19 protein-coding genes are annotated in these 21,333 nt (G+C 70.1%); 13 read left to right on the top strand and 6 right to left on the bottom strand.

Annotated features, from left to right (window positions below; genetic code table 11):
• Positions 1-2: 2 nt before the first annotated feature.
• Positions 3-1,601, bottom strand: coding sequence for an acyl-CoA carboxylase subunit beta (locus ABD357_RS20065; protein ID WP_344391745.1), 1,599 nt, complete (start codon positions 1,599-1,601; stop codon positions 3-5).
• Positions 1,602-1,929: 328 nt separating this feature from the next.
• On the opposite strand from ABD357_RS20065, the gene ABD357_RS20060 reads away from it, so the two are divergent.
• Both ABD357_RS20060 and ABD357_RS20055 read left to right on the top strand, forming a co-directional pair.
• Positions 1,930-2,832 carry a biotin--[acetyl-CoA-carboxylase] ligase gene (locus ABD357_RS20060; protein WP_344391743.1) on the top strand — a complete coding sequence of 301 codons (903 nt, stop codon included), beginning with the start codon at positions 1,930-1,932 and terminating at the stop codon, positions 2,830-2,832.
• A gap of 422 nt (positions 2,833-3,254) precedes the next feature.
• A complete protein-coding gene (locus ABD357_RS20055) occupies positions 3,255-4,463 on the top strand; it encodes an adenylate/guanylate cyclase domain-containing protein (RefSeq protein WP_425584933.1) in 1,209 nt (402 codons plus the stop codon).
• 3 nt (positions 4,464-4,466) lie between these two features.
• On the opposite strand, the gene ABD357_RS20050 is transcribed toward ABD357_RS20055, so the two are convergent.
• Positions 4,467-5,075 (bottom strand): hypothetical protein, encoded by a 609-nt coding sequence (locus tag ABD357_RS20050; protein WP_344391742.1) that lies wholly within the window; start codon positions 5,073-5,075, stop codon positions 4,467-4,469.
• Positions 5,076-5,333: 258 nt separating this feature from the next.
• Between ABD357_RS20050 and ABD357_RS20045 the strand changes: the two genes are divergently transcribed.
• Together ABD357_RS20045 and ABD357_RS20040 are read left to right on the top strand one after the other, a co-directional pair.
• Entirely contained in the window at positions 5,334-6,140 is an 807-nt protein-coding gene (locus ABD357_RS20045) for an enoyl-CoA hydratase-related protein (protein WP_344391741.1), read from the top strand.
• Positions 6,141-6,220: 80 nt separating this feature from the next.
• The gene (locus ABD357_RS20040) at positions 6,221-7,420 is read left to right on the top strand and encodes a GGDEF domain-containing protein (protein WP_344391740.1); all 1,200 of its coding nucleotides are present in this window, start codon (positions 6,221-6,223) and stop codon (positions 7,418-7,420) included.
• Here ABD357_RS20040 and ABD357_RS20035 read toward each other — a convergent pair.
• Complete coding sequence (locus tag ABD357_RS20035) at positions 7,399-7,983, bottom strand: antibiotic biosynthesis monooxygenase (RefSeq protein WP_344391739.1); 585 nt, start codon at positions 7,981-7,983, stop codon at positions 7,399-7,401. The two genes, ABD357_RS20040 and ABD357_RS20035, sit on opposite strands and share 22 nt — an antisense overlap.
• A gap of 138 nt (positions 7,984-8,121) precedes the next feature.
• On the opposite strand from ABD357_RS20035, the gene hutH reads away from it, so the two are divergent.
• The 3 genes from hutH to ABD357_RS20020 all read left to right on the top strand — a co-directional run bounded on the left by hutH (position 8,122) and on the right by ABD357_RS20020 (position 11,668).
• Positions 8,122-9,660 carry a histidine ammonia-lyase gene (gene hutH, locus ABD357_RS20030; RefSeq protein ID WP_344391825.1) on the top strand — a complete coding sequence of 513 codons (1,539 nt, stop codon included), beginning with the start codon at positions 8,122-8,124 and terminating at the stop codon, positions 9,658-9,660.
• Positions 9,661-9,858: 198 nt separating this feature from the next.
• A complete protein-coding gene (locus ABD357_RS20025; RefSeq protein ID WP_003991681.1) occupies positions 9,859-10,062 on the top strand; it encodes a cold-shock protein in 204 nt (67 codons plus the stop codon).
• 121 nt (positions 10,063-10,183) lie between these two features.
• On the top strand, positions 10,184-11,668 hold the full coding sequence (locus tag ABD357_RS20020; protein WP_344391735.1) for a DEAD/DEAH box helicase: 1,485 nt from the start codon (positions 10,184-10,186) through the stop codon (positions 11,666-11,668).
• A 4-nt stretch (positions 11,669-11,672) separates the two neighbouring features.
• Here ABD357_RS20020 and ABD357_RS20015 read toward each other — a convergent pair whose 3' ends face one another.
• Positions 11,673-11,999 (bottom strand): LPXTG cell wall anchor domain-containing protein, encoded by a 327-nt coding sequence (locus tag ABD357_RS20015; protein WP_344391734.1) that lies wholly within the window; start codon positions 11,997-11,999, stop codon positions 11,673-11,675.
• A gap of 465 nt (positions 12,000-12,464) precedes the next feature.
• Here ABD357_RS20015 and ABD357_RS20010 point away from each other — a divergent pair, with 465 nt between their 5' ends.
• Together ABD357_RS20010 and ABD357_RS20005 are read left to right on the top strand one after the other, a co-directional pair.
• Complete coding sequence (locus ABD357_RS20010) at positions 12,465-13,718, top strand: L,D-transpeptidase (protein WP_344391732.1); 1,254 nt, start codon at positions 12,465-12,467, stop codon at positions 13,716-13,718.
• A gap of 125 nt (positions 13,719-13,843) precedes the next feature.
• Entirely contained in the window at positions 13,844-14,614 is a 771-nt protein-coding gene (locus ABD357_RS20005; RefSeq protein WP_344391731.1) for a group II truncated hemoglobin, read from the top strand.
• A 28-nt stretch (positions 14,615-14,642) separates the two neighbouring features.
• Here the strand turns inward: ABD357_RS20005 and ABD357_RS20000 are convergent, their stop codons facing one another.
• On the bottom strand, positions 14,643-15,554 hold the full coding sequence (locus tag ABD357_RS20000) for a helix-turn-helix transcriptional regulator (RefSeq protein ID WP_344391730.1): 912 nt from the start codon (positions 15,552-15,554) through the stop codon (positions 14,643-14,645).
• Between the two features lie 186 nt (positions 15,555-15,740).
• Between ABD357_RS20000 and ABD357_RS19995 the strand changes: the two genes are divergently transcribed.
• Together ABD357_RS19995 and ABD357_RS19990 are read left to right on the top strand one after the other, a co-directional pair.
• Positions 15,741-16,781, top strand: a complete 1,041-nt coding sequence (locus tag ABD357_RS19995) for an NAD(P)-dependent alcohol dehydrogenase (RefSeq protein ID WP_344391728.1) — start codon at positions 15,741-15,743, stop codon at positions 16,779-16,781.
• Between the two features lie 146 nt (positions 16,782-16,927).
• Positions 16,928-18,874 (top strand): serine/threonine-protein kinase, encoded by a 1,947-nt coding sequence (locus ABD357_RS19990; RefSeq protein ID WP_344391727.1) that lies wholly within the window; start codon positions 16,928-16,930, stop codon positions 18,872-18,874.
• Positions 18,875-19,079: 205 nt separating this feature from the next.
• Here the strand turns inward: ABD357_RS19990 and ABD357_RS19985 are convergent, their stop codons facing one another.
• Entirely contained in the window at positions 19,080-19,250 is a 171-nt protein-coding gene (locus tag ABD357_RS19985; RefSeq protein WP_344391724.1) for a hypothetical protein, read from the bottom strand.
• A gap of 440 nt (positions 19,251-19,690) precedes the next feature.
• Between ABD357_RS19985 and ABD357_RS19980 the strand changes: the two genes are divergently transcribed.
• Together ABD357_RS19980 and ABD357_RS19975 are read left to right on the top strand one after the other, a co-directional pair.
• Entirely contained in the window at positions 19,691-20,254 is a 564-nt protein-coding gene (locus ABD357_RS19980) for a hypothetical protein (protein WP_344391722.1), read from the top strand.
• A 455-nt stretch (positions 20,255-20,709) separates the two neighbouring features.
• Positions 20,710-21,333, top strand: coding sequence for a dihydrofolate reductase family protein (locus tag ABD357_RS19975; protein WP_344391720.1), 624 nt, complete (start codon positions 20,710-20,712; stop codon positions 21,331-21,333).

Here is a 21,333-nt window from a genome sequence, read left to right as displayed (position 1 = left end):
CCCTACAGGGGGATGTTGCCGTGCTTCTTCGGAGGCAGTGATTCCCGCTTCGTACGCAGCTGACGCAGGCCCCGTACGACATGGGAACGGGTCTCGGACGGCATGATCACGCCGTCGATGTAGCCGCGCTCGGCCGCCGCGTAGGGGTTGAGGAGCCGGTCCTCGTACTCCTGGATGAGCCGCTGGCGGACCTCCTCGCGCTCCTCCTCGGGCGCGGCGGCGATCGTGCGGCGGTGCAGGATGTTGACCGCGCCCTGCGCGCCCATCACGGCGATCTGGGCCGTCGGCCAGGCGAGGTTGAGATCGGCGCCCAGGTGCTTGGAGCCCATGACGTCGTACGCGCCGCCGAACGCCTTGCGGGTGATCACCGTGATCAGCGGGACGGTCGCCTCGGCGTAGGCGTAGATCAGCTTGGCGCCGCGGCGGATGATGCCGTCGTGCTCCTGGTCCACGCCCGGCAGGAAGCCGGGGACATCGACGAAGGTGATCACCGGGACGTTGAAGGCGTCGCAGGTGCGCACGAAGCGTGCCGCCTTCTCGCTCGCCTTGATGTCCAGGCAGCCCGCGAACTGCATCGGCTGGTTGGCCACGATGCCCACCGGGTGGCCCTCGACGCGGCCGTAGCCGGTGAGGATGTTCGGCGCGTACAGCGGCTGCGTCTCGAAGAAGTCGGCGTCGTCCAGGACGTGTTCGATCACCGTGTGCATGTCGTACGGCTGGTTCGCGCTGTCCGGTACGAGCGTGTCCAGCTCGCGGTCCTCGTCCGTGAGCGCCAGGTCCGCCTCCTCGGGGAAGGCGGGCGGCTCGCTGAGGTTGTTCGACGGGAGGTAGGACAACAGCGACTTGATGTACTCGATCGCGTCCTTCTCGTCGCCCGCCATGTGATGGGCCACGCCGGACGTGGCGTTGTGGGTGCGGGCGCCGCCCAGCTCCTCGAAGCCGACGTCCTCACCCGTCACCGTCTTGATCACGTCCGGGCCCGTGATGAACATGTGCGACGTCTGGTCGACCATCACCGTGAAGTCGGTGATCGCGGGGGAGTAGACCGCACCGCCCGCACACGGGCCGACGACCAGGCTGATCTGCGGGATCACGCCGGACGCATGGGTGTTGCGGCGGAAGATCTCGCCGTACATGCCGAGCGCCGAGACGCCCTCCTGGATGCGGGCGCCGCCGGAGTCGTTGATGCCGATGACCGGGCAGCCCGTCTTCAGCGCGAAGTCCATCACCTTCATGATCTTCTGCCCGAAGACCTCGCCCAGGGCGCCGCCGAACACGGTGAAGTCCTGCGAGAACACGGCCACCGGGCGGCCGTCGACCGTGCCGTAACCGGTCACGACCCCGTCGCCGTACGGCCGGTTCTTCTCCATGCCGAAGTCCGTCGAGCGGTGCTGCGTGAACTCGTCCAGCTCGACGAAGGAGCCCTCGTCCATGAGCAGCTCGATCCGCTCACGAGCTGTCAACTTGCCCTTGGCGTGCTGCTTTTCGACGGCACGCGCCGAGCCGGCGTGCGTCGCCTCCTCGATACGGCGCCGCAGATCCGCGAGCTTGCCCGCGGTGGTGTGGATGTCGATCTCGTGCAGCTGTTCCGGCTCGGACATCGGGATGGGGCTCCCTGCCTGCTCAGTGGGGACGTGGCGAGTGAGGTGCTCAGAAGGGGGGATGGCTACTCATCCGTAGCGTAGTGCGGTGCCTACCGTTCGGCAGTGCGGCGTTTACCACACCCCTCCTCTCTTGTCAGTGGAGGAATGAGATCTCCAGATCAAGCGACGTGGCGGCCACAGCCGGCTGCACGATCGATGCGTCGCGGCGGGACACGCTGGAGGGGTGACGTCACGAGAGTGATCGAGCGCCCGTGAACCTCAGCCCGTCAGGGCTGGAATCCGTCCCTTCTGCGGGGCGGAGGATGTCAAACCTAGGGTGGGTTCTATGACGACGCCACCAGGTGCAGAAGGAAACCCGTCCAACGAGCCGGGTGAGCCGAGTCCGGGCCGCTGGTCCGACCTCGGCCGGCCGCCCCTCAACGCCAACGCGCTGCGCCGGGCACTGGTACGGGACGGAGGGTTCTGGACCGACGTCGCGTTGGTCTCCCGTACCGGCTCCACCAACTCCGACCTCGTCGCCCTCGCCGCCGACGGCAAGGCCGAGGAGGGCGCGGTCCTCGTGGCCGAGGAGCAGAACGCCGGGCGCGGGCGCCTGGACCGGCAGTGGACGGCCCCGGCACGCTCGGGCCTCTTCTTCTCCGTTCTGCTGAAGCCCGCCGAGGTCCCGGTCGAACGCTGGGGCTGGCTGCCGCTGCTCGCCGGGGTCGCCACGGCCACCGCGCTGTCCCGCACCGCCGGCGTGGACACGGCCCTGAAGTGGCCGAACGACCTGCTGCTCACCGTGGGTGGCGAAGAGCGCAAGGTCGGCGGCATCCTTGCCGAGCGCGCCGGAAACGACGGCGTCGTGCTCGGCATGGGCATCAACGTGACGCTCCGCGAGGACGAGTTGCCCGTCCCCACGGCGACATCACTCGCGCTGGCCGGATCCCCGGCCACCGACCGCGACCCGCTGCTGCGGGCCGTGCTGCGCTCGCTGGAGCGCTGGTACGTCGACTGGCGCGCCGCCGGCGGCGATCCCGCCACCTCCCGGCTCCAGGAGACGTACGCCGCGGGATGCGCGACGCTCGGGCGGACGGTACGGGCGGAGCTGCCCGGGGATCGCTCGCTGGTGGGGGAGGCGGTGGCGGTCGACGGGGACGGGCGGCTGGTGCTGGCCACGGGGGAAGGGGTGCAGCAGCCCATCGGGGCGGGGGACATCGTGCATCTGCGGGCGGAGGGTGAGAAGTGAGCGCGGAGCTGTGTTTCGGAGGGGCCATGAGGTGAGCGGTTCGACTGGTGGGGTACCCGAGCCCGACTGTTGAAACGGGGGCTTGACCGTGCCGTACGACTCTGGAGTGGGCCAAGGCGTACCGGGGCTCACCCGCGCAGGAGTGAGCCACAGCACACCTGCCGTGCTGTGTTTTCCCGGGGGACGCTGCGCCTGATAGCGGCTGCGCCGCGGGCCGGACCCCCGGCCGGAACGGCAGGTGGGCCCGCAGCGCAGGAGTGAGCCACAGCACACCTGCCGTGCTGTGTTTTCCCGGGGGGCAACCCCCGGACCCCCGGCCGGAACGGCAGGTGGGCCCGCAGCGCAGGAGTGAGCCACAGCACACCTGCCGTAGAGTTGAGGCCGGTCGAAAGTGACCGTGGCAGATCGGAAGGGCAGCAGGCGTGACCGTCGACGACACGGGCTCCGGCACGGGTGCACACCCCGCCTCCGACGGTGAGCCGGGGCGCAGCGCCGGTTCCGTCGCCGGCGCGTCGGCCGCGCGGGTCGACCGGGCCGGGGCACACGACCGGTTGGACGCGCACGTGGACGACTCCGGCGACGACCACGACCCGCTCGCACTCCGCCTGGAGCAGCTCATCCTCGGTGCCGAGCGGCGCTACACCCCGTTCCAGGCGGCCCGCAGCGCGGGTGTCTCCATGGATCTGGCGTCACGTTTCTGGCGGGCCATGGGCTTCGCCGACATCGGCCAGGCCAGGGCGCTCACGGAGGCGGACGTACTGGCGCTGCGGCGGCTGGCCGGTCTGGTGGAGGCGGGGCTGCTGAGCGAGGCCATGGCGATCCAGGTGGCCCGTTCCACCGGCCAGACCACCGCCCGCCTGGCCGAATGGCAGATCGACTCCTTCCTGGAGGGCCTGACCGAGCCGCCCGAGCCGGGCATGACCCGCACGGAAGTGACGTACCCCCTGGTCGAGCTGCTGCTGCCCGAGCTGGAGGAGTTCCTCGTCTACGTCTGGCGGCGCCAGCTCGCCGCCGCGACCGGCCGGGTCGTACAGGCCGCGGACGACGAGGAGATGGTCGACCGCCGCCTCGCCGTCGGCTTCGCGGACCTCGTCGGCTTCACGCGCCTGACGCGCCGCATGGAGGAAGAGGAACTCGGCGAACTCGTCGAGGCCTTCGAGACCACCTCCGCGGACCTGGTGGCCGCGCACGGGGGCCGCCTGATCAAGACCCTGGGCGACGAGGTGCTGTACGCCGCCGACGACCCGGGGGTCGCCGCCGAGATCGCCCTGCGCCTCATCGAGACCATGGCAAACGACGAGACGATGCCCGAACTGCGCGTCGGCATCGCCTTCGGCACGGTGACGACGCGCATGGGCGACGTCTTCGGCGCGACCGTGAACCTCGCCTCGCGGCTCACCTCGATAGCCCCTCGGGACGCCGTCCTGGTGGACAGCGCGCTCGCCGAGGAGCTGACGCGCACAGGTGACGCGCCCGCCTCCGAGGCGGAGGCCGCCGAAGCGGCTGCCGCGGCGGAGAAGGAGGGCGAGGAGCCACCGACGTACCGCTTCGCGCTCCAGCCGATGTGGCAGCGCCCGGTGCGAGGGCTCGGCGTGGTCGAGCCGTGGCTGCTGAACCGCAGGGATGGTTGAGCTTTAGCCGGGGTCGTCCAGGCAGAGGCCCACGATCGGTACGCACAGGTCCGGGTGGTCGCGGTCTGGGTCTGGGGTCGGTGGCTGGGGTGTCGGGGGCGACGGCTTTTCGCGGGCGGGCGGCTTCGCCGGCTTGGGTGCCGCGGTCGGGCCGTCAGGGGCGGCGGTACGGGAAGGCGTGGGTGGCGTCGCCGCGGGCGTGACGGTCGGGCGTGAGGCACGCTCGGGTTCGGAGCCCCCGCTCGGAGACGCAATGGCAGAGGGGGAGTTACGGGGCCTCGGGGCGCCCTCGGCCGCAGCCGATCCGGTGTCCGAGAACGGGACGGGAGTTCCCGTGGCCCCGACCGCCGTCGGCTCGACGCCAGCGGGCTCGATCTCGGCGGGTTCGATGTCCGTGGCCGTGACGCCCCCGTCCGTCCCGCCCGGCGGCTCCGGTGCGAGCCGCATCAGGGTCAGCGCCCCCGCCGCCAACGCCAGCCCTCCGACGGCGACGAGCATCCGCCGGGGCCGCGGCTTGCGATGACGCCCCCGAGACCGCTCCGCCCGGAACGGGGCCGCCTCGTGCACCGGTGTCTGCCCGTCGATCACCGGCTTGGTCCCCGCGTCCCGCATGTGCTCTCCCCGAAATGAACGCGCACCTGGGCGCGCTGTCGCGGTGCGCAGGTTATGCGCGCTGCGGGGCGGGTCGGTGGAGTTCGGTCCGCGTATCACCCGAACGATGTTGCTCCGCCGGCCGACCGGTTCAAAAACTGGGAGGAATCGCACATGTCACAGCCCCGCGCTCCTTACGGGGCGCGGACCTTCCCCCGGAGGGGCCCCGCTGGGATGATCAGGGGCGGAAGTTAACTCACGTTAACCAAGGAGGACGTCATGGCCGAGCGCAGCGCGGAGCAGCGGTTCGGGGAGTTCGTAGTCGTACGACGCCACGCCTACGTCGCGGAGCTCGCGCTCGACCGCCCCAAGGCCATGAACGCCGTCTCGACCGGGATGGCACGCTCGCTCGCCGCAGCCTGCGAGGCGCTGGCCGCCGACCGGGACGTACGCGTGGTCGTGGTGACCTCCACCCACGAGCGTGCCTTCTGCGTCGGCGCCGACCTGAAGGAGCGGAACTCGCTCACGGACGCCGAGCTGGTGCGCCAGCGGCCGTTGGCGCGGGCCGCGTACACCGGCGTATTGGACCTCCCGATGCCCGCGATCGCGGCCGTGCACGGCTACGCGCTGGGCGGCGGCTTCGAGCTCGCCTTGGCCTGCGACCTGATCGTGGCGGACCGTACGGCCGTAGTGGGGCTGCCCGAGGTGTCTGTCGGGGTGATCCCTGGCGGCGGCGGTACGCAGCTGCTGCCGCGCCGGGTCGGGGCGGCCCGCGCCGCCGAGCTGGTCTTCTCGGCGCGACGGGTGGAGGCCGCCGAGGCGCGGGAGCTGGGCCTCGTGGACGACCTCGTCGAGGCGGGCCGCGACCGCGAGGAAGCGCTCGCGCTGGCCGCGCGGATCGCCGCGAACTCCCCCGTCGGCCTGCGCGCAGCCAAACGCGCCCTCCGCCTCGGGCACGGCCTCGACCTGCGTACGGGCCTGGAGGTCGAGGACGCGGCCTGGCGTTCGACCGCCTTCTCGGGGGACCGCGCGGAGGGGGTCGCGGCGTTCAACGAGAAGCGCTCGCCGGAGTGGCCGGGGGAGTAGGAGGCGCCCTCGGACCGTCCGGAACCCCTGTTCGGCGCCCCGACATCCCAAAACACCGCAAACATCCTTAACCTGGAGTAATGGGCGGTGACGATATGCGGCTGAGGGCCGTGGTGGCGCTGGCGCAGGGCATGGCCGCCGCGCACACCCCGCAGGAGTCGTGGCGCGCGGCCGCCGTGGGGGCCTGTCATGCGCTGGCCGGGAGTTTCGCCGCACTGTCCGTGTGGGAGCGGGAACTCGGCCGGCTGCGGGTGCTCGTGAACGTGGGGGAGCGGGCGGCGGACGAGGAGGAGTACCCCGACGACGAGGCATACCCCGTGCACCAGTTCCCGGAGATCACGGAGTTCCTGCACGAGCGGTGGGCGGCAGGCGGCGGGCCCAACGCCTGGGTGGAGACGGCCGAGGGGCCGGCCGGGGGCCGCGCCGGGTACTGCCACCAGAGGGTCGCCGCGCTGCGCAGGCGCGGGCGCGGCTGCTGTGTCGTCGCGCCGATAGTGCTGCACGGCAGGGCCTGGGGCGAGCTGTACGTGGCCCGCCCGGCGGCAGCCCCCGTCTTCGCGCGCGCCGACGCCGACTTCGCCACCGTCCTCGCCTCGGTCGCCGCCGCCGGGATCGCCCAGACGGAACGCCTGGAGGAGGTCCGCCGGCTCGCCTTCACGGACGCGCTGACCGGCCTCGCCAACCGCCGAGCCGTGGACGTACGCCTGGACGAGGCCCTCGAGCGGCATCGTGCCGACGGCGCGGTCGTCAGCCTCGTGGTCTGCGACGTCAACGGCCTGAAGCGCGTCAACGACACCCGGGGCCATGCCGCGGGCGACCGGCTCCTGGAACGGTTCGGCTCCGTCCTCTCCCTGTGTGGCGCGATGCTCCCCGGCACGCTCGCCGCCCGCCTCGGCGGTGACGAGTTCTGCCTCCTGGCCGTGGGCCCGGCTGCCGACGAGGTCGTCCGCGTCGCCGATGAACTGTGCCGCCGGGCCGTCGAGTTGGAGCTCGGCGAGGGCGTCGCGTGCGGTGTCGCCTCCACCGGGGACCCCATCGGCGACGTCCGCTCGGCCCGCCGCCTCTTCCGCCTCGCGGACGCCGCGCAGTACCGGGCCAAGGCCGCCCGCGCCCCCAAGCCCGTCGTCGCAGGGCGCGAGGGCGGCCCCGAAGACCCCGTCGTCCGCCTCGCCGACCGTCCCCCGCCCGAGCTGCCCGGCGACCGGCGCCGCTTCAGGGGCAGGAACCCCGAGACCGGCCAGGGTCCCGGCCCGTTCGCCTACGGCGACGGCGACGGATAGAGCCACAGCCGCAGCAGGCGGCTCAGACGCGGCATCAGTACATAGGTCAGCGTGGGCAGCAGTACCGCCGGGAAGACCACCGCGCGCAGCGGCAGCGGCCAGCCGGTCGTGTGGGGCACCAGCAGCCACTGGACCAGCAGGACGAGCGGGTAGGCCGCGAGGAACGTGGTCAGCACCATCTTCCAGCGGGGCGGGGACTGCGCCGTCGTACCGGGCAGACTGAACCAGGTCTCCATCCCGGTCGTCGACTGCCGCTCGCCGCTGATCTCGGTGGCGATGCCCTCGATCCGTGCGTGCCAGTCCGCCCGCTCCCGCGACGTCAGCCACTGCGACAGCCGCTCCGGATCGGCGAAGTGCACCACCGCGTGGAAGCGGTGCCCGTCCTCGGGGCGCAGCCAGGCGACCCCCTGGTTCCCGGGGAACCGCGACGCGCTGCGGGTGATGCCATGGGTCCACCGCTCGAACTCGGCTTCCCTTCCGGGGCGTACCTTCCAGGTGAAGACGGCCGTGACCGGTTCGGTGCAGTGGGTGCTGTGGTCCGTACGGAGGGCGCTGTGGTTCATACGGACCCGCGTGCCACGGACTGCGCGCCTCATGCCTCGCGCAGGGCACTGTCAGGCTCCCCTGGGTCCTGTAAGGACCCGGCCCCGGCAGCGGTCGTGACAATTGGCGATTCACTCTCTAGGCTCCTGAATATGGATATGCATACTGTGGTGGTGGGGACGACCGGTGTCACCGCGGCCGACGTGCTCGCCGTGGCGCGGGGCGCGGCGCGCGTCGAGCTCTCCGAGGACGCCGTGGCGGCGCTCGGCGCCGCGCGCGAGATCGTGGACGCGCTGGCGGCCAAGCCGGAACCCGTGTACGGGGTGTCCACCGGCTTCGGCGCCTTGGCGACCCGGCACATCAGCCAGGAGATGCGCGCTCAGCTCCAGCGCAACATCGTCCGGTCGCACGCCGCCGGGATGGGCCCGCGCGTCGAGCGGGAAGTCGTACGCGCCCTGATGTTCCTGCGGCTCAAGACCGTGTGCTCGGGGCGTACCGGCGTGCGCCCCACCGTCGCCCAGACGATGGCCGACATCCTGAACGCCGGCATCACCCCGGTCGTGCACGAGTACGGATCCCTCGGCTGCTCGGGCGACCTCGCGCCGCTCTCCCATTGCGCCCTGACGCTGATGGGCGAGGGGGACGCAGAGGGCCCGGACGGTGTCGTACGACCCGCCGGGGAACTGCTCGCCACCCACGGCATCGAGCCCGTCGAGCTGCGCGAGAAGGAAGGCCTCGCCCTCCTCAACGGCACCGACGGCATGCTCGGCATGCTGATCATGGCCCTGGCCGACCTCGACACCCTCTACAAGTCCGCCGACATCACCGCGGCCCTCTCCCTCGAGGCGCTGCTCGGCACCGACAAGGTCCTCGCTCCCGAGCTGCACGACATCCGTCCGCACCCCGGCCAGGGCGCCAGCGCCGCCAACATGCTCGCCGTGCTGAAGGGCTCCGGCCTCACCGGTCACCACCAGGGCGACGCCCCACGCGTCCAGGACGCGTACTCCGTGCGCTGCGCCCCCCAGGTCGCCGGCGCCGGCCGCGACACCATGGCCCATGCCCGCCTGGTCGCCGACCGCGAGCTCTCCTCCGCCGTCGACAACCCGGTCGTGCTGCCCGACGGCCGCGTGGAGTCGAACGGCAACTTCCACGGCGCCCCGGTCGCGTACGTACTGGACTTCCTGGCGATCGCCGCCGCCGACCTCGGCTCGATCGCCGAGCGCCGCACCGACCGGCTCCTCGACAAGAACCGCTCGCACGGGCTACCGCCCTTCCTCGCGGACGACGCGGGCGTGGACAGCGGGCTGATGATCGCCCAGTACACGCAGGCCGCCCTGGTCAGCGAGATGAAGCGGCTCGCCGTCCCGGCCTCCGCCGACTCGATCCCGTCCTCCGCGATGCAGGAGGACCATGTGTCGATGGGCTGGTCGGCCGCCCGCAAACTCCGTACCGCCGTGGACGACCTGACCCGGATCATCGCCATCGAGCTGTATGCCGCCACCCGCGCCATCGAGCTCCGCGAGGGCCTCACCCCGGCCCCCGCCTCCCGCGCGGTCATCGACGCGGTCCGTGCGGCGGGCGTCCAGGGGCCGGGCCCGGACCGTTTCCTCGCACCGGACCTGGAGGCCGCCGACGCCTTCGTACGCGGGGGGCATCTGGTGGCGGCGGTCGAGCCGGTGACCGGCCCGCTGGCGTAGGAGTTCCGGGGGTCCCTCGGAAGGTGTGAGCGGGGGCACGTCGGCAGACCGTGCCCCCGCCGGGATCTGTGCTAGGGTTCGTAACGAAACGTTTTTGGTACCCATTAACTTTGTGCGCCTGAAAGGAATCCTCTCTCAGGCGCGTTTTGTTTTACCGGTCATTTCCGGATGGGGCCCACCTATCAGGAGAAATGACACATGGCAACTGGCACCGTGAAGTGGTTCAACTCGGAAAAGGGCTTCGGCTTCATCGAGCAGGAGGGTGGCGGCCCGGACGTGTTCGCCCACTACTCCAACATCGCCACCTCGGGCTTCCGTGAGCTGCAAGAGGGCCAGAAGGTCACCTTCGACGTCACGCAGGGCCAGAAGGGCCCGCAGGCGGAGAACATCGTCCCCGCCTAATTTTCAGGGACACGCTCAAATCGAGCCGGGGTCCGCACCTTCGGGTGCGGGCCCCGGCTCGTGCCGTCCGCGTGCCCAGGTGGTCCTCGAGGCCAGCCAGAGGAAGGAATTTCACATCAGCATGACTCGATTCGAACGCCCTGAACGACCCGCTGGTAAACGGCCGGCGAATTCTCGAGGTGCTCGCGGTTCCCGTGGCGCTCGCGGCGGGGCTCCCGCTGCTGCGAACGGCGGCGCCAGGAACGTACGCAAGAAGCCGTCGTCGCCCGCCACCCCGCCGCGGGAGTTCACGCTTCCGGTGTCCGTCACGCCCGCGCTGCCCGCCGTCGAGTCCTTCGACGCGCTGGACATGCCGCCCGCGCTGACGAAGACCCTGGCGGCTCAGGGCGTCATCGAGCCTTTCCCGATCCAGGGCGCGACCCTGCCCAACTCCCTTGCCGGGCGCGACATTCTGGGCCGGGGCCGGACCGGTTCCGGCAAGACCCTCGCCTTCGGTCTCGCGCTGCTCGCCCGCAATGCCGGCCGCCGCGCCGAGCCCAAGGCGCCGCTCGCCCTGGTCCTGGTGCCCACGCGCGAGCTCGCGCAGCAGGTCACCGATTCACTCACGCCGTACGCCACCGCCGTCAACCTGCGGCTCACCACCGTCGTCGGCGGAATGTCCATCGGCAGGCAGGCGGGCTCGCTGCGGCGCGGCGCCGAAGTGCTCGTGGCCACGCCCGGGCGGCTCAAGGACCTCATAGACCGCGGTGACTGCACCCTCGCCCGGGTCGGGATCACCGTCCTGGACGAGGCCGACCAGATGGCCGACATGGGCTTCATGCCACAGGTCACGGCGCTGCTGAAGCAGGTCGAGCCGGACGGGCAGCGGATGCTGTTCTCGGCGACGCTGGACAAGAACATCGACAAGCTCGTACGGATGTTCCTCTCGGACCCGGTCGTGCACTCGGTCGACCCTTCGGCCGGCGCGGTGACGACGATGGAGCACCACGTGCTGCACGTCCTCGACGAGACCGACAAGAAGGCCGTCGCCCTGCGGATCGCGGCCCGCGACGGCCGCGTGATCCTCTTCGTGGACACCAAGCGCGGCGCCGACCGCTTCGCCAAGCGGCTGCTGGCCAACGGCGTACGGGCCTCCGCGCTGCACGGCGGTCGCTCGCAGCCCCAACGCAACCGCACCCTCGACCAGTTCAAGAACGGTCAGGTCACCGCCCTGGTCGCCACGAACGTCGCGGCCCGCGGCATCCATGTCGACGATCTCGACCTCGTCGTGAACGTAGACCCGCCGACCGACCACAAGGACTACCTCCACCGCGGCGGCCGTACCGCCCGCGCAGGCGAGTCCGGCAGCGTGGTCACTCTGGTCCTGCCGGAGCAGAAGCGCGAGATGACCCGGCTGATGTCGGACGCGGGGATCAGCCCGCGGACGGTACGGGTCAAGTCCGGCGACGAGGAGCTGACGCGGATCACCGGCGCGAGGGAGCCGTCCGGCGTGCCTGTGGTCGTCGAGGTGCCGACGCCCGCGGCCGTGCAGCCGAAGGCGAAGTCCCGTCCGCGCAGGGGTGGTGGAGCGCGCCGGGGCGGCCCGCGTCCGCGCAGCCGAAGCTAGCCGTCTAGTACGCCCCTGACGCCCCGTCCCGCTCCCGCCGCACCGAATACACGACGAAGCCCGCGCCCAGGCCGAGGAACAGAGTTCCGCCGACCACGTACGGGGTCGTGTCGAAGCTGCCGGTGTCGGCGAGTTGCGTTTGGGCGGACTGGTCGGTGGAAGCCGAGTCGGTGGAGGCGGGCTTGGCCTGCGTGATGGTCGACGTCCGCTCTGCTCTGGCCTCCGCCGAGGGGCCGTCCCACGTCGCATTGGCGGACGGGACGAACCACAGGGCACCCAGGAGGGTGCCCGCGGCGGTGGCGGTCAGCAGCGATCGACGAGCGGCGGACACGGAGTATCGATCCCCTTGCGGTGCAGGCGAATTGGCCGTGAGGACCGATGCTAATGAAAGATGCGGGTCTCAGGAAAGTCACGGTACCTGTGCGCCCGGCGAACGGCCTCCGTGAGGGCACGGTGACGGTGCAGTGACGGAAGCCACTGTGACCCCGATTCGCCGGATCGGTACCGCAGCGAGGATGATGTCGCGGTGGACGAAAGAGTCGTGCTGGGCGATCAAAGCAAGGCCGCCTGACGCGATTTGGGGTAATCGTGACCCTGGGCGGCAACCGGACCCAGAGTTCTGTCGTCTCAGGGGTAGCGCTGACCGACACCCGCACCAGTCGTACGACGTCGTACCGACGTGGTGTGCCCCACACCGGCGACATAGGTGGAACGGAATGACTCGGTTCTAGCGTTTCTAGAAGTTACGGGGACTCTCAGGTGTCTTGGGGATTCGGCAACGATGGAGAAGCGTGTGATGACGAACAGTAAGCGGCGCAAAGGCCTGACGGTCGCGTCCGCACTGCTCGGAGGGGTGCTGGTGCTCTCTGCGTGCAGCGGGAGCGGTGACGACGGCAAGGCCGGCGCCGAGGGGGACGGCACCTCGCAGTCCAAGGTCGACGAGGCGGCGGCCGAGAAGAGCTCCGAGGCCGAAATCAAGATCACGCCGAGGGACGGCGCCGACAACGCCTCCATCAACAACGCCGCCAAGGTCACCGTGAGCAAGGGCACGCTCACCGACGTCACCATGAAGACCTCGGCCGGCGACGCCGTCGAGGGCGAGATATCGGCCGACAAGAAGAGCTGGTCGCCCAGCGTTCAGCTGGAACGGTCCACCACGTACAAGCTCACGGTCGCCGCCAAGGACTCCGAGGGCCGCACCGCCCACGAGAACGCCTCGTTCACGACCGTCTCCCCGTCCAACAGCTTCATCGGCACCTTCACGCCCGACGACGGCGCCACGGTCGGCGTCGGTATGCCGGTCTCGATCAACTTCGACAAGGAGATCACCAACAAGGAGGCCGTGCAGAAGGGGATCACGGTCACCTCCAGCAGCGGCCAGGAGGTCGTCTGCCACTGGTTCAACACCCAGCGCATGGACTGCCGTCCCGAGGAGTACTGGAAGAGCGGCTCCAAGGTCACCCTCAAGCTGGCCCTCGACGGCGTCGAGGGCGCGGAGGGTGTCACCGGCGTACAGCAGAAGACGGTGTCCTTCACGGTCGGCCGCAACCAGGTCTCGATCGTCGACGCCAAGACCAAGCAGATGAAGGTCACGCGCGACGGCAAGACCGTCAAGACCATTCCGATCTCCGCCGGTTCGCCCGAGAACAAGACGTACGAGGGCCAGATGGTGATCTCCGAGAAGTTCAAGGAGACCCGGATGAACGGCGCGACGGTCGGCTTCACCGACGACGACGGCAAGGGCGAGTACGACATCGAGAACGTGCCGCACGCCATGCGCCTGTCGACCTCCGGCACCTTCATTCACGGCAACTACTGGGGTGCCGACTCCGTCTTCGGCAACGTCAACACCAGCCACGGCTGTGTCGGTCTGAACGACACCGAGGGTGCGAACGACCCGAACACCGAGGGCGCCTGGTTCTACAACAACTCGATGATCGGTGACGTCGTGGTGGTCCAGAACACCGGCGACAAGACCATCACTCCGGACAACGGCCTCAACGGCTGGAACATGGACTGGGCGCAGTGGAAGGCGGGTTCGGCGATCTGACCGCCGGCTCCGCGGGCTGCGCGGCGCGGATGTGACGCGTCCGGTTCTTACGCGGTGGGCATAGACGGACGACGGCCCGCCGGGACCTCATGGTCCCGGCGGGCCGTTCGTGTTTGTGTGGGGGTATGACTGTTCAGACCGTCGAGTACATCCGGTACCGCATTCCCGAACAGCAGTCGGCTCAGTTCCTGGCCGCCTACACCCGTGCCGCCCGCCACCTCGCCGCGGCCCCCCAGTGCGTCGACTACGAACTGGCGCGCTGCGAGGAGGACTTCGAGCACTTCATCCTGCGGATCACCTGGACCTCGACCGAGGACCACCTCGAGGGCTTCAGGAAGTCGGAGCTGTTCTCCGACTTCCTCGCCGAGATCCGGCCGTACGTCGGCAACATCCAGGAGATGCGCCACTACAAGCCGACCACCGTACGCGGCACGGGCGCATCCGTGCCGACGCTGTACGCCTGGGCGGGCGGCGCCGAGGCCTTCTCGCGGCTCACCGAGGTGTTCTACGACAAGGTCCTGGGAGACGACGTCCTCGCCCCCGTCTTCGCCGGTCTCGCCCCCGAACACGCCTCGCATGTCGCGCTCTGGCTCGGCGAGGTCTTCGGCGGCCCGCCCGCCTACTCCGAGACGCAGGGCGGCCACGGCCACATGGTCGCCAAGCATCTCGGCAAGGGCATCACCGAGGCGCAGCGCCGCCGCTGGGTCAACCTCCTCCAGGACGCGGCAGACGAGGCGGGCCTCCCGACCGACGCAGAGTTCCGCTCGGCCTTCGTCGCGTACGCGGAGTGGGGGACGCGGCTCGCGGTGTACTTCTCCAGTCCGGACGCCGCGCCTCCGGCCGAGCAGCCGGTGCCGAAGTGGCATTGGGGGGCGGCTCCGCCGTATCGGCCTTAAGGACTTGTGCGACTGCAGCGGCCGGGGGCTACGCCCGGGGAGCGGTCCGGCCCACGTGCGTGGCATCCGTGCCCCAGCTCGCCAGGAGCCGTAGTGCGTCCGCCGAGGGGGAACCCGGCTCCGCGTGGTAGGTGATCAGCGACTGCTCGGCGTCGTCGACGATGCTGAACGTCTCGAAGGACAACGTCAGCTCGCCGACCAGCGGATGCCTCAGATGCTTGACGCCGTGGCTCTTCTCCTTGACGTCGTGCGTGGCCCACAGCCGCCGGAATTCCTCGCTCTTGACGGAGAGTTCGCCGACCAGGGCGGACAGCCGCGGGTCCTCCGGATGACAGCCGGCGTCCATACGCAGATAGCTGACCATGTCGGACTGCTTCTGGTCCCACTCCACGAACAGCTCGCGGTACGCGGGGTTCAGGAACACCAGCCGCGCCCAGTTCCGCTCCTGCGGCGGCAGCTCCGCCCAGTCGCCGAAGAGCGCCGCGGCCATCCGGTTCCAGGCCAGGATGTCCGAGCGGCGCCCCACGATGTACGCAGGGACACCGTCGATCGAGTCCAGCAGCTGCCGCAGCGCGACCCGCACCTGCTGGGCCCGCGCGGCCGGCTTCTTCTTGTGCTGCTTCGGCTTCGCCAGGTGCATGAGGTGCGCGTGCTCGGCATCGGTCAGGCGCAGGGCGCGCGCGATGGAGTCGAGCACCTCCGCCGAGACGTTCTGGCCGTTGCCCTGCTCCAGGCGCGTGTAGTACGCGACGGACACCCCGGCGAGCTGCGCCAGCTCCTCGCGGCGCAGTCCCGGCACCCGGCGGTGCCGCCCGAAGTCGGGCAGCCCCACGTCCTCCGGCTTCAGCCGGGCACGCCGGGTGCGCAGGAACTCGCTGAGCTCGGCGCGGCGGTCCAGGCCGGTGCCGGGCTCGTGTGCGGGGTCGGGCTGTGCGTCCATGCATCCAGTATTCACGCTCGATTCGCGGTCGTACGCACAGGAGCCTGACCCCGCCAGTGGTACGCACGGCGTGCGTACGCAGAACTGTGGTCTGGGTGGATGTTGAACGGTCCGGCAGGCTGGACGCCGTGCCCGGACGGAAAGAAGGCAGCCGGGCACGGAACCCTCGCTAGGAGAACCCCCGGCATGACCACTGTTGCCGCATACGCCGCACCCGCCGCCAAGGCTCCGCTGGAGCGCACCACCATCGAGCGCCGGCCGGTCGGCGAGTTCGATGTCCTGATCGACATCAAGTTCGCCGGCATCTGTCACTCCGACATCCACCAGGCCCAGGAGGGCTGGGGCGAGGCGATCTTCCCGATGGTCCCGGGCCACGAGATCGCGGGCATCGTCTCCGAGGTCGGCCCGGGCGTGACCAAGTACAAGGTCGGCGACCGCGTGGGCGTCGGCTGCTTCGTCGACTCCTGCCGCGAGTGCGACAACTGCAAGGCCGGTCAGGAGCAGTACTGCGTCACCGGCAGCGTCGCCACGTACAACGCCATCGGCAAGGACGGCGAGCCCACCTACGGCGGCTACTCGCAGAAGATCGTCGTCAACGAGAACTACGTCCTCCGCATCCCCGACGGCCTCTCCCTCGACGTGGCCGCGCCCCTGCTGTGCGCCGGCATCACCCTCTACTCCCCGCTCAAGCGCTGGAACGCCGGCCCCGGCAAGAAGGTCGCGATCCTCGGCATGGGCGGCCTCGGCCACATGGGCGTGAAGATCGCGCACGCGCTGGGCGCCGAGGTGACAGTGCTGTCGCAGTCCCTGCGCAAGCAGGAGGACGGCCTGAAGCTGGGCGCCGACCACTACTACGCCACCAGCGACCCGAAGACGTTCCAGGAACTGCAGGGCACCTTCGACCTGATCGTCTCGACGGTCTCGGCCCCGCTGGACTTCAACGCCTACCTGACGCTGCTGAAGACGGAGGGTGCGCTGGTGAACGTGGGCGCCCCCGAAGAGCCGATCTCCCTCAACCTCTTCTCGGTGATCGGCGGTGGCAAGACCCTCGCCGGTTCCATGATCGGCGGCATCCCTGAGACCCAGGAGATGCTGGACTTCTGCGCCGCGCACGGCATCGGTTCCGAGATCGAGCTGATCGAGGCGTCCGAGGTCAACACCGCGTACGAGCGGGTGCAGAGCAGCGATGTGCGGTACCGGTTCGTGATCGACACCGCGACGATCTGAATCGGTCACCTCCGGTCATCCCGCGCCCATCAGCAACCCGAAGCCAGGTAGCGTCTGTTCACGTCAAACGGAAGCTCATAGGCAGCCGACTCGTGACCTTCGTGGCGGAGAGTGGGGTGGGAGCGCAGACCGAGGGGAGACGCCACATGACGAAGCCGGCGACGGGCGATTTCGGTGCCGGCCACGTTGGAGTCGGCGACAGAGTCGGCCCCTACCGGCTGCTCAGAAACCTCGGCGCGGGCGGAATGGGCCGGGTCTGTCTGGCCCGCTCGGAGGGCGGGCGCACGGTCGCGGTCAAGCTCATCAAGCCGGAGCTGGCCGCCGAACCCCAGTTCCGCGAGCGCTTCCGGCTGGAAGTGGCGGCGGCGCGCAGGGTGAGCGACCGCTGGACGGCGCCGGTACTCGACGCGGACACCGAGGCCGAAACGCCTTGGGTGGCCACCGGCTACATAGCGGGACCCTCGCTCGAACACATCGTCTCGCCGCGCGGGCACGGCCCGCTGCCCGCCCCGTCCGTACGCACCCTCGCCTATGGACTCGCCTGCGCCCTGCTGGACATCCACGGGGCCGGACTGGTCCACCGGGACCTCAAGCCCTCCAACGTCCTGATCACCATCGACGGCCCCCGGGTCATCGACTTCGGCATCGCGCGGGCGCTGGACGCGGTGCCCGGCTCGACCCTGACCAGCTCGGGCATGCTGGTCGGCTCGCCCAGCTTCATGTCGCCCGAGCAGATCAGGGACGAGCCGGTGGGCCCGGCCGCCGATGTCTTCTGCATGGCCGCGGTGCTGGCGTACGCGGCGACCGGGCAGACGCCGTTCGGCGGTGGCGGCTCCGGCGGCGTGCACGCCGTGATGTTCCGCATCGCGCAGGAGGAGCCCGACCTGACGGGGATCGAAGAGCCACTGCGGGGTCTGATCGCCGACTGCCTCGCCAAGGATCCGGCGGCCAGGCCGACTCCCGAGGACGTGGCCGCACGGGTGCAGCCGGCGGCGACCGGCACCTCGTCACCGCCGTGGCTGCCCGCCCAGATCATCGCCGAACTGGGGCGCAGCGCCGTCGAGTTGCTCGACACGGATACGCCGGCGCAGGCGAGTGCGGCGGTAGCTCCGGCTCCGGGCGCGTCTACGCAGTCGCCCGCCACCCTTCCCGTGACTTGGGAGGAAACTCCCGTGTCGGAACGGTCGGAGTGGGGCACGCAGATCGTGTCGAAGCCGGACCTCGGGCCCCCGGAGTCTGCTCCGGATCCGGCTCCGTCGCCGCGCCCTCGGCGCGCGGGCAGGGGCCGGCGGGTCGCGATCGCACTGGCGGCCGCCGCCGTGGTGGCAGGAGCCGCGTTCGCCGCGTCGGCCACCGGTCTGCTGCCCTTCGGGGGCGGCTCCGGTGACGAGGGCGCATCCGAGGTGCCCGAGGCATCCGATGTGCCCAAGGAGTTCGTGGGCATCTGGGTGGGCGAGGTCGAGCGGGACGGGAAGCCCACCGGTCAGTACCGCCGGTTCGCCGTCTCGCCGGGGCAGTTGGGCGAGATCGTCGCCACCAGCATCAGCCTCGGCAAGAACTACGAGTGCAAGAGCGACGGCAAACTCACCGCCAAGCCGTCCGCCGGTAGCGGTGCGCCACTGCGGCTGGACACCAAGGTCGTCAGCAGCGTCCCCGCGGACACCTGCTCGGCCCTCGGCGAGCACGTCCTCTCCCGGACCGCCGGCGACTCCCTCCGCTGGGAAGCGGCGGGGCGAACCGCCGAACTGCACAGGGTCGAGGGCCCGGAGAAGCTCCCCGAATCACTGCTCGGCACCTGGCAGCGGCCCTTGGACGGCGGTGGCACGCAGCAGATGACCATCGAGCAGAAGCCGGTGGGCAGCCCGGCCGCCGCACTGGTCTCGGACGGCGCCGGCAACCACTGCGAGGCCGACATGAACCTGGTCTCCACAGGCGAGACGAACAGCCCGATCCGCTTCGCCCCACCCCAGGCCGACCGCGCGAACTCCACCGGCACCTGCCGCTTCGGCGGCTCCTCCACGGTGCGCCGCGAGGGCGACACAGTCGTACGCGTGCTGGCGGACGGCGAGCGGCTCACTTATACGCGGGGGTGAGAGGCGGCCCTGGGCAAGGGGTCTGTCCGGTCACCCTTCGGCCGGCGCCACACCGGTCGGGCACGAAACTCCTGTCCCTACGAGTCTGTGCTGTCATGTGACCCATGGGCGACGGCGATCAAGGTGCTTCTGCACGGTTATTGTCCGGTCGCCGACCGCCGCGGGGTACCCGCCGGTCAGCAGCCGCCACCGCCCCCGGCGTACGTCACACCTCCGCGCCGACCTGAGCCCGCAGGTCGTGGAACTGGCGGGTCTGCATGACGAAGTGCGCGGGCTTCCCCAGCAACATGTCGAACGGCCGGGTGAGCGGTCGCGGGCGGCCCCGGCCGCGCGTACGGACCACCAGACGGGTCCTGTCGCCGGGCGCCGATCGCAAGGTGGAAGCCCAGATCCCCTCCATGCGCGCCCAGGGCGCCTGTCCCAGCTGTACCAGCCTGCGCGGTCGCCTCCCATCTGCACCAGCCAGGCCCAGACCTTGTCGGGGGGCGCCGGAAGGGTCGTGGTCATCGTCGACGAGCTGTCGGCATCGGGGACGAGCTCGTCTCGGGTCGCGCCCCAGGCCAGCAGGTGCGGCCGGATTCGCAGCGCGTAGAGCGCCGGCGCAGCGAAGGCGCCGAGAGGGGGAGCGGACGGGCTCTCGGTCGGTGTCCACTCATGTCCTCAACGTCGCACCGCTGCCCACACGCCGCCACGCGCCAACGGAGCTGGGCCGGTCGGCTGGCGGCGTGCAGCAAACGGGCCAATTCTGTGTGTACCCCGTCGGCTCGTGGGATGGAGGCAGTACCGCTTACGCGCAGACCACGGCTTGGAGGAACAATGCCGATAGACGTTCGCAGGCTCGCACAGCACGGTACGGCCCTCGCATCCGCAGCTACGGCTCTGGTCACCGCAGCCGCCGTCCTCACCGTGGTGGCTCCGGATGCCGATGCCGCCCGTCCCCAGGGAGGGAAGGCTGCTGAGAAGAGGCAGATCGCCTCCTCGGTGCTGGGGGAGGACTTCAAATTCACCCTGACCGCGCTGCGCTCCACGACCGACCCGCTGCGCGCCTCGGTGCGCCTGAAGGTTTTCGTCCTGCGTGACGGTGTCTGGTCGCTGTCGGACCAGGTCCCCGTCGGAAATCCCGACAGCTGGTTCTGGTTCCCCCTCACTGGTAGGGGAGCGATCTGTGAGTTCTCGACTGCCAGTACCAACCCCGCGCCCATCGTGGTGAGTTTGCTGATCACCCCATCGGTCGGCTGCTCCCCGACGGAAAACTTCGAGCTGCGGGATGGGAAGTTCTCCGTGGAGCAGAGCAGGGCGCAGAAGCCGCGAGGCGCGGTGGACACCGGAGACGGCGGCATGGCCGGTGTGGTGGCCACAAGGCTCTCACCGGCTCGCTGACGCTCGGCTCGAGCAGCCTCCGACCTGGCACCGCGAGGGGGCGGCGGGAAGCAACCCGGTCAGACCACTCCGAGGGAAGTAACCGCGCCCTGCGGCGGCTCGATCGCTGTCGGTTGTTCTGGGGCTTGCCCGTCATGGACGCAGGTGGGTCAGCAGTTCGTCGGATGTAGGTGGGCCGGCAGTTCGTCTGCAGCAGAGTAGGACGCTCCCGGGGCAGTAGCTGTGTCGCCGAGTCGAGGTCGCCGTTGCCGCACGCCTCAGCACAGCTACTTGTCCGTTGCCTCCGGCGCCGGTGCGAGGGCGCACGCTTCAACTAACGCTGCCGGCTCGCGGGGTAGCAGGAGTCAGCTGATGACGCCGCTCACCGCAGTGTCCGGGAAACCGATGAGTTTGGTCTCGCCCCACGGTCTACCTCCCTGCATGCCCGACACAAGCGCGCGGAAAGGTACGTCCCCATGAGCAAGGTGGTTTTGAACGTCACCATGTCACTCGACGGCTTCATGGCCGGCCTGGACATCAGCGTCGAACATCCCATGGGCCGGGGTGGTCTGCGCCTGCATGAATGGATCCTGAACACACCGACCAGCGATGTGGACACCACGGTGGCACAGGAGGTTACGGCCTCGACAGGTTCCGTCGTGCTGGGCAGAAGGACATTCGATGTAGGCGTCGACGTCTGGCAGGACACGCCCCACCCTGTGCCGTGCTTCGTGCTCACGCACAACACTCGAAACCGGCGCGTCATGAAGAGCGGAACCTTCACCTTCGTCACCGGCGGCGTGAAAGAGGCGCTGCAGGAAGCGAAAGCGGTGGCGGGCGGGAAGGACGTCTTGCTGATGGGGGCGGACATAGCTCAACAGGCGCTCAGCGCGGGACTCCTCGATGAAATCAACCTTCAGATCGCACCGGTGCTCATGGGCGACGGACGCCGGCTGTTCGAGCATCTGGGAACGGAACGTATCGAGCTGGAACGGACCAGGATCCTCGCCTCGCCGCACGTCACACATCTGCGTTTCCACGTCGCTCAGGACCAGACCACGTCGGCGGGCGCGGCGCCGGACCAGGGCGTGGATGGCTGA

Origin of the sequence: Streptomyces vastus (assembly GCF_039532825.1) — a bacterium.
In the GTDB taxonomy this organism is placed as follows: Bacteria; Actinomycetota; Actinomycetes; order Streptomycetales; family Streptomycetaceae; genus Streptomyces; species Streptomyces vastus.
Note: the sequence above shows the minus strand (reverse complement) of the source record. Positions and strands in the feature narration are given on the sequence as shown.

Bases quoted from the DNA above. Each gene is read 5' to 3' on its own strand.
- ABD357_RS20065 (WP_344391745.1), bottom strand. From the start codon at position 1,601: ATGTCCGAGCCGGAACAGCTGCACGAGATCGACATCCACACCACCGCG.
- ABD357_RS20060 (WP_344391743.1), top strand. From the start codon at position 1,930: ATGACGACGCCACCAGGTGCAGAAGGAAACCCGTCCAACGAGCCGGGT.
- ABD357_RS20050 (WP_344391742.1), bottom strand. From the start codon at position 5,075: ATGCGGGACGCGGGGACCAAGCCGGTGATCGACGGGCAGACACCGGTG.
- ABD357_RS20045 (WP_344391741.1), top strand. From the start codon at position 5,334: ATGGCCGAGCGCAGCGCGGAGCAGCGGTTCGGGGAGTTCGTAGTCGTA.
- ABD357_RS20040 (WP_344391740.1), top strand. From the start codon at position 6,221: ATGGGCGGTGACGATATGCGGCTGAGGGCCGTGGTGGCGCTGGCGCAG.
- ABD357_RS20035 (WP_344391739.1), bottom strand. From the start codon at position 7,983: ATGAACCACAGCGCCCTCCGTACGGACCACAGCACCCACTGCACCGAA.
- hutH (WP_344391825.1), top strand. From the start codon at position 8,122: ATGCATACTGTGGTGGTGGGGACGACCGGTGTCACCGCGGCCGACGTG.
- ABD357_RS20025 (WP_003991681.1), top strand. From the start codon at position 9,859: ATGGCAACTGGCACCGTGAAGTGGTTCAACTCGGAAAAGGGCTTCGGC.
- ABD357_RS20020 (WP_344391735.1), top strand. From the start codon at position 10,184: ATGACTCGATTCGAACGCCCTGAACGACCCGCTGGTAAACGGCCGGCG.
- ABD357_RS20010 (WP_344391732.1), top strand. From the start codon at position 12,465: ATGACGAACAGTAAGCGGCGCAAAGGCCTGACGGTCGCGTCCGCACTG.
- ABD357_RS20005 (WP_344391731.1), top strand. From the start codon at position 13,844: ATGACTGTTCAGACCGTCGAGTACATCCGGTACCGCATTCCCGAACAG.
- ABD357_RS20000 (WP_344391730.1), bottom strand. From the start codon at position 15,554: ATGGACGCACAGCCCGACCCCGCACACGAGCCCGGCACCGGCCTGGAC.
- ABD357_RS19995 (WP_344391728.1), top strand. From the start codon at position 15,741: ATGACCACTGTTGCCGCATACGCCGCACCCGCCGCCAAGGCTCCGCTG.
- ABD357_RS19990 (WP_344391727.1), top strand. From the start codon at position 16,928: ATGACGAAGCCGGCGACGGGCGATTTCGGTGCCGGCCACGTTGGAGTC.
- ABD357_RS19980 (WP_344391722.1), top strand. From the start codon at position 19,691: ATGCCGATAGACGTTCGCAGGCTCGCACAGCACGGTACGGCCCTCGCA.
- ABD357_RS19975 (WP_344391720.1), top strand. From the start codon at position 20,710: ATGAGCAAGGTGGTTTTGAACGTCACCATGTCACTCGACGGCTTCATG.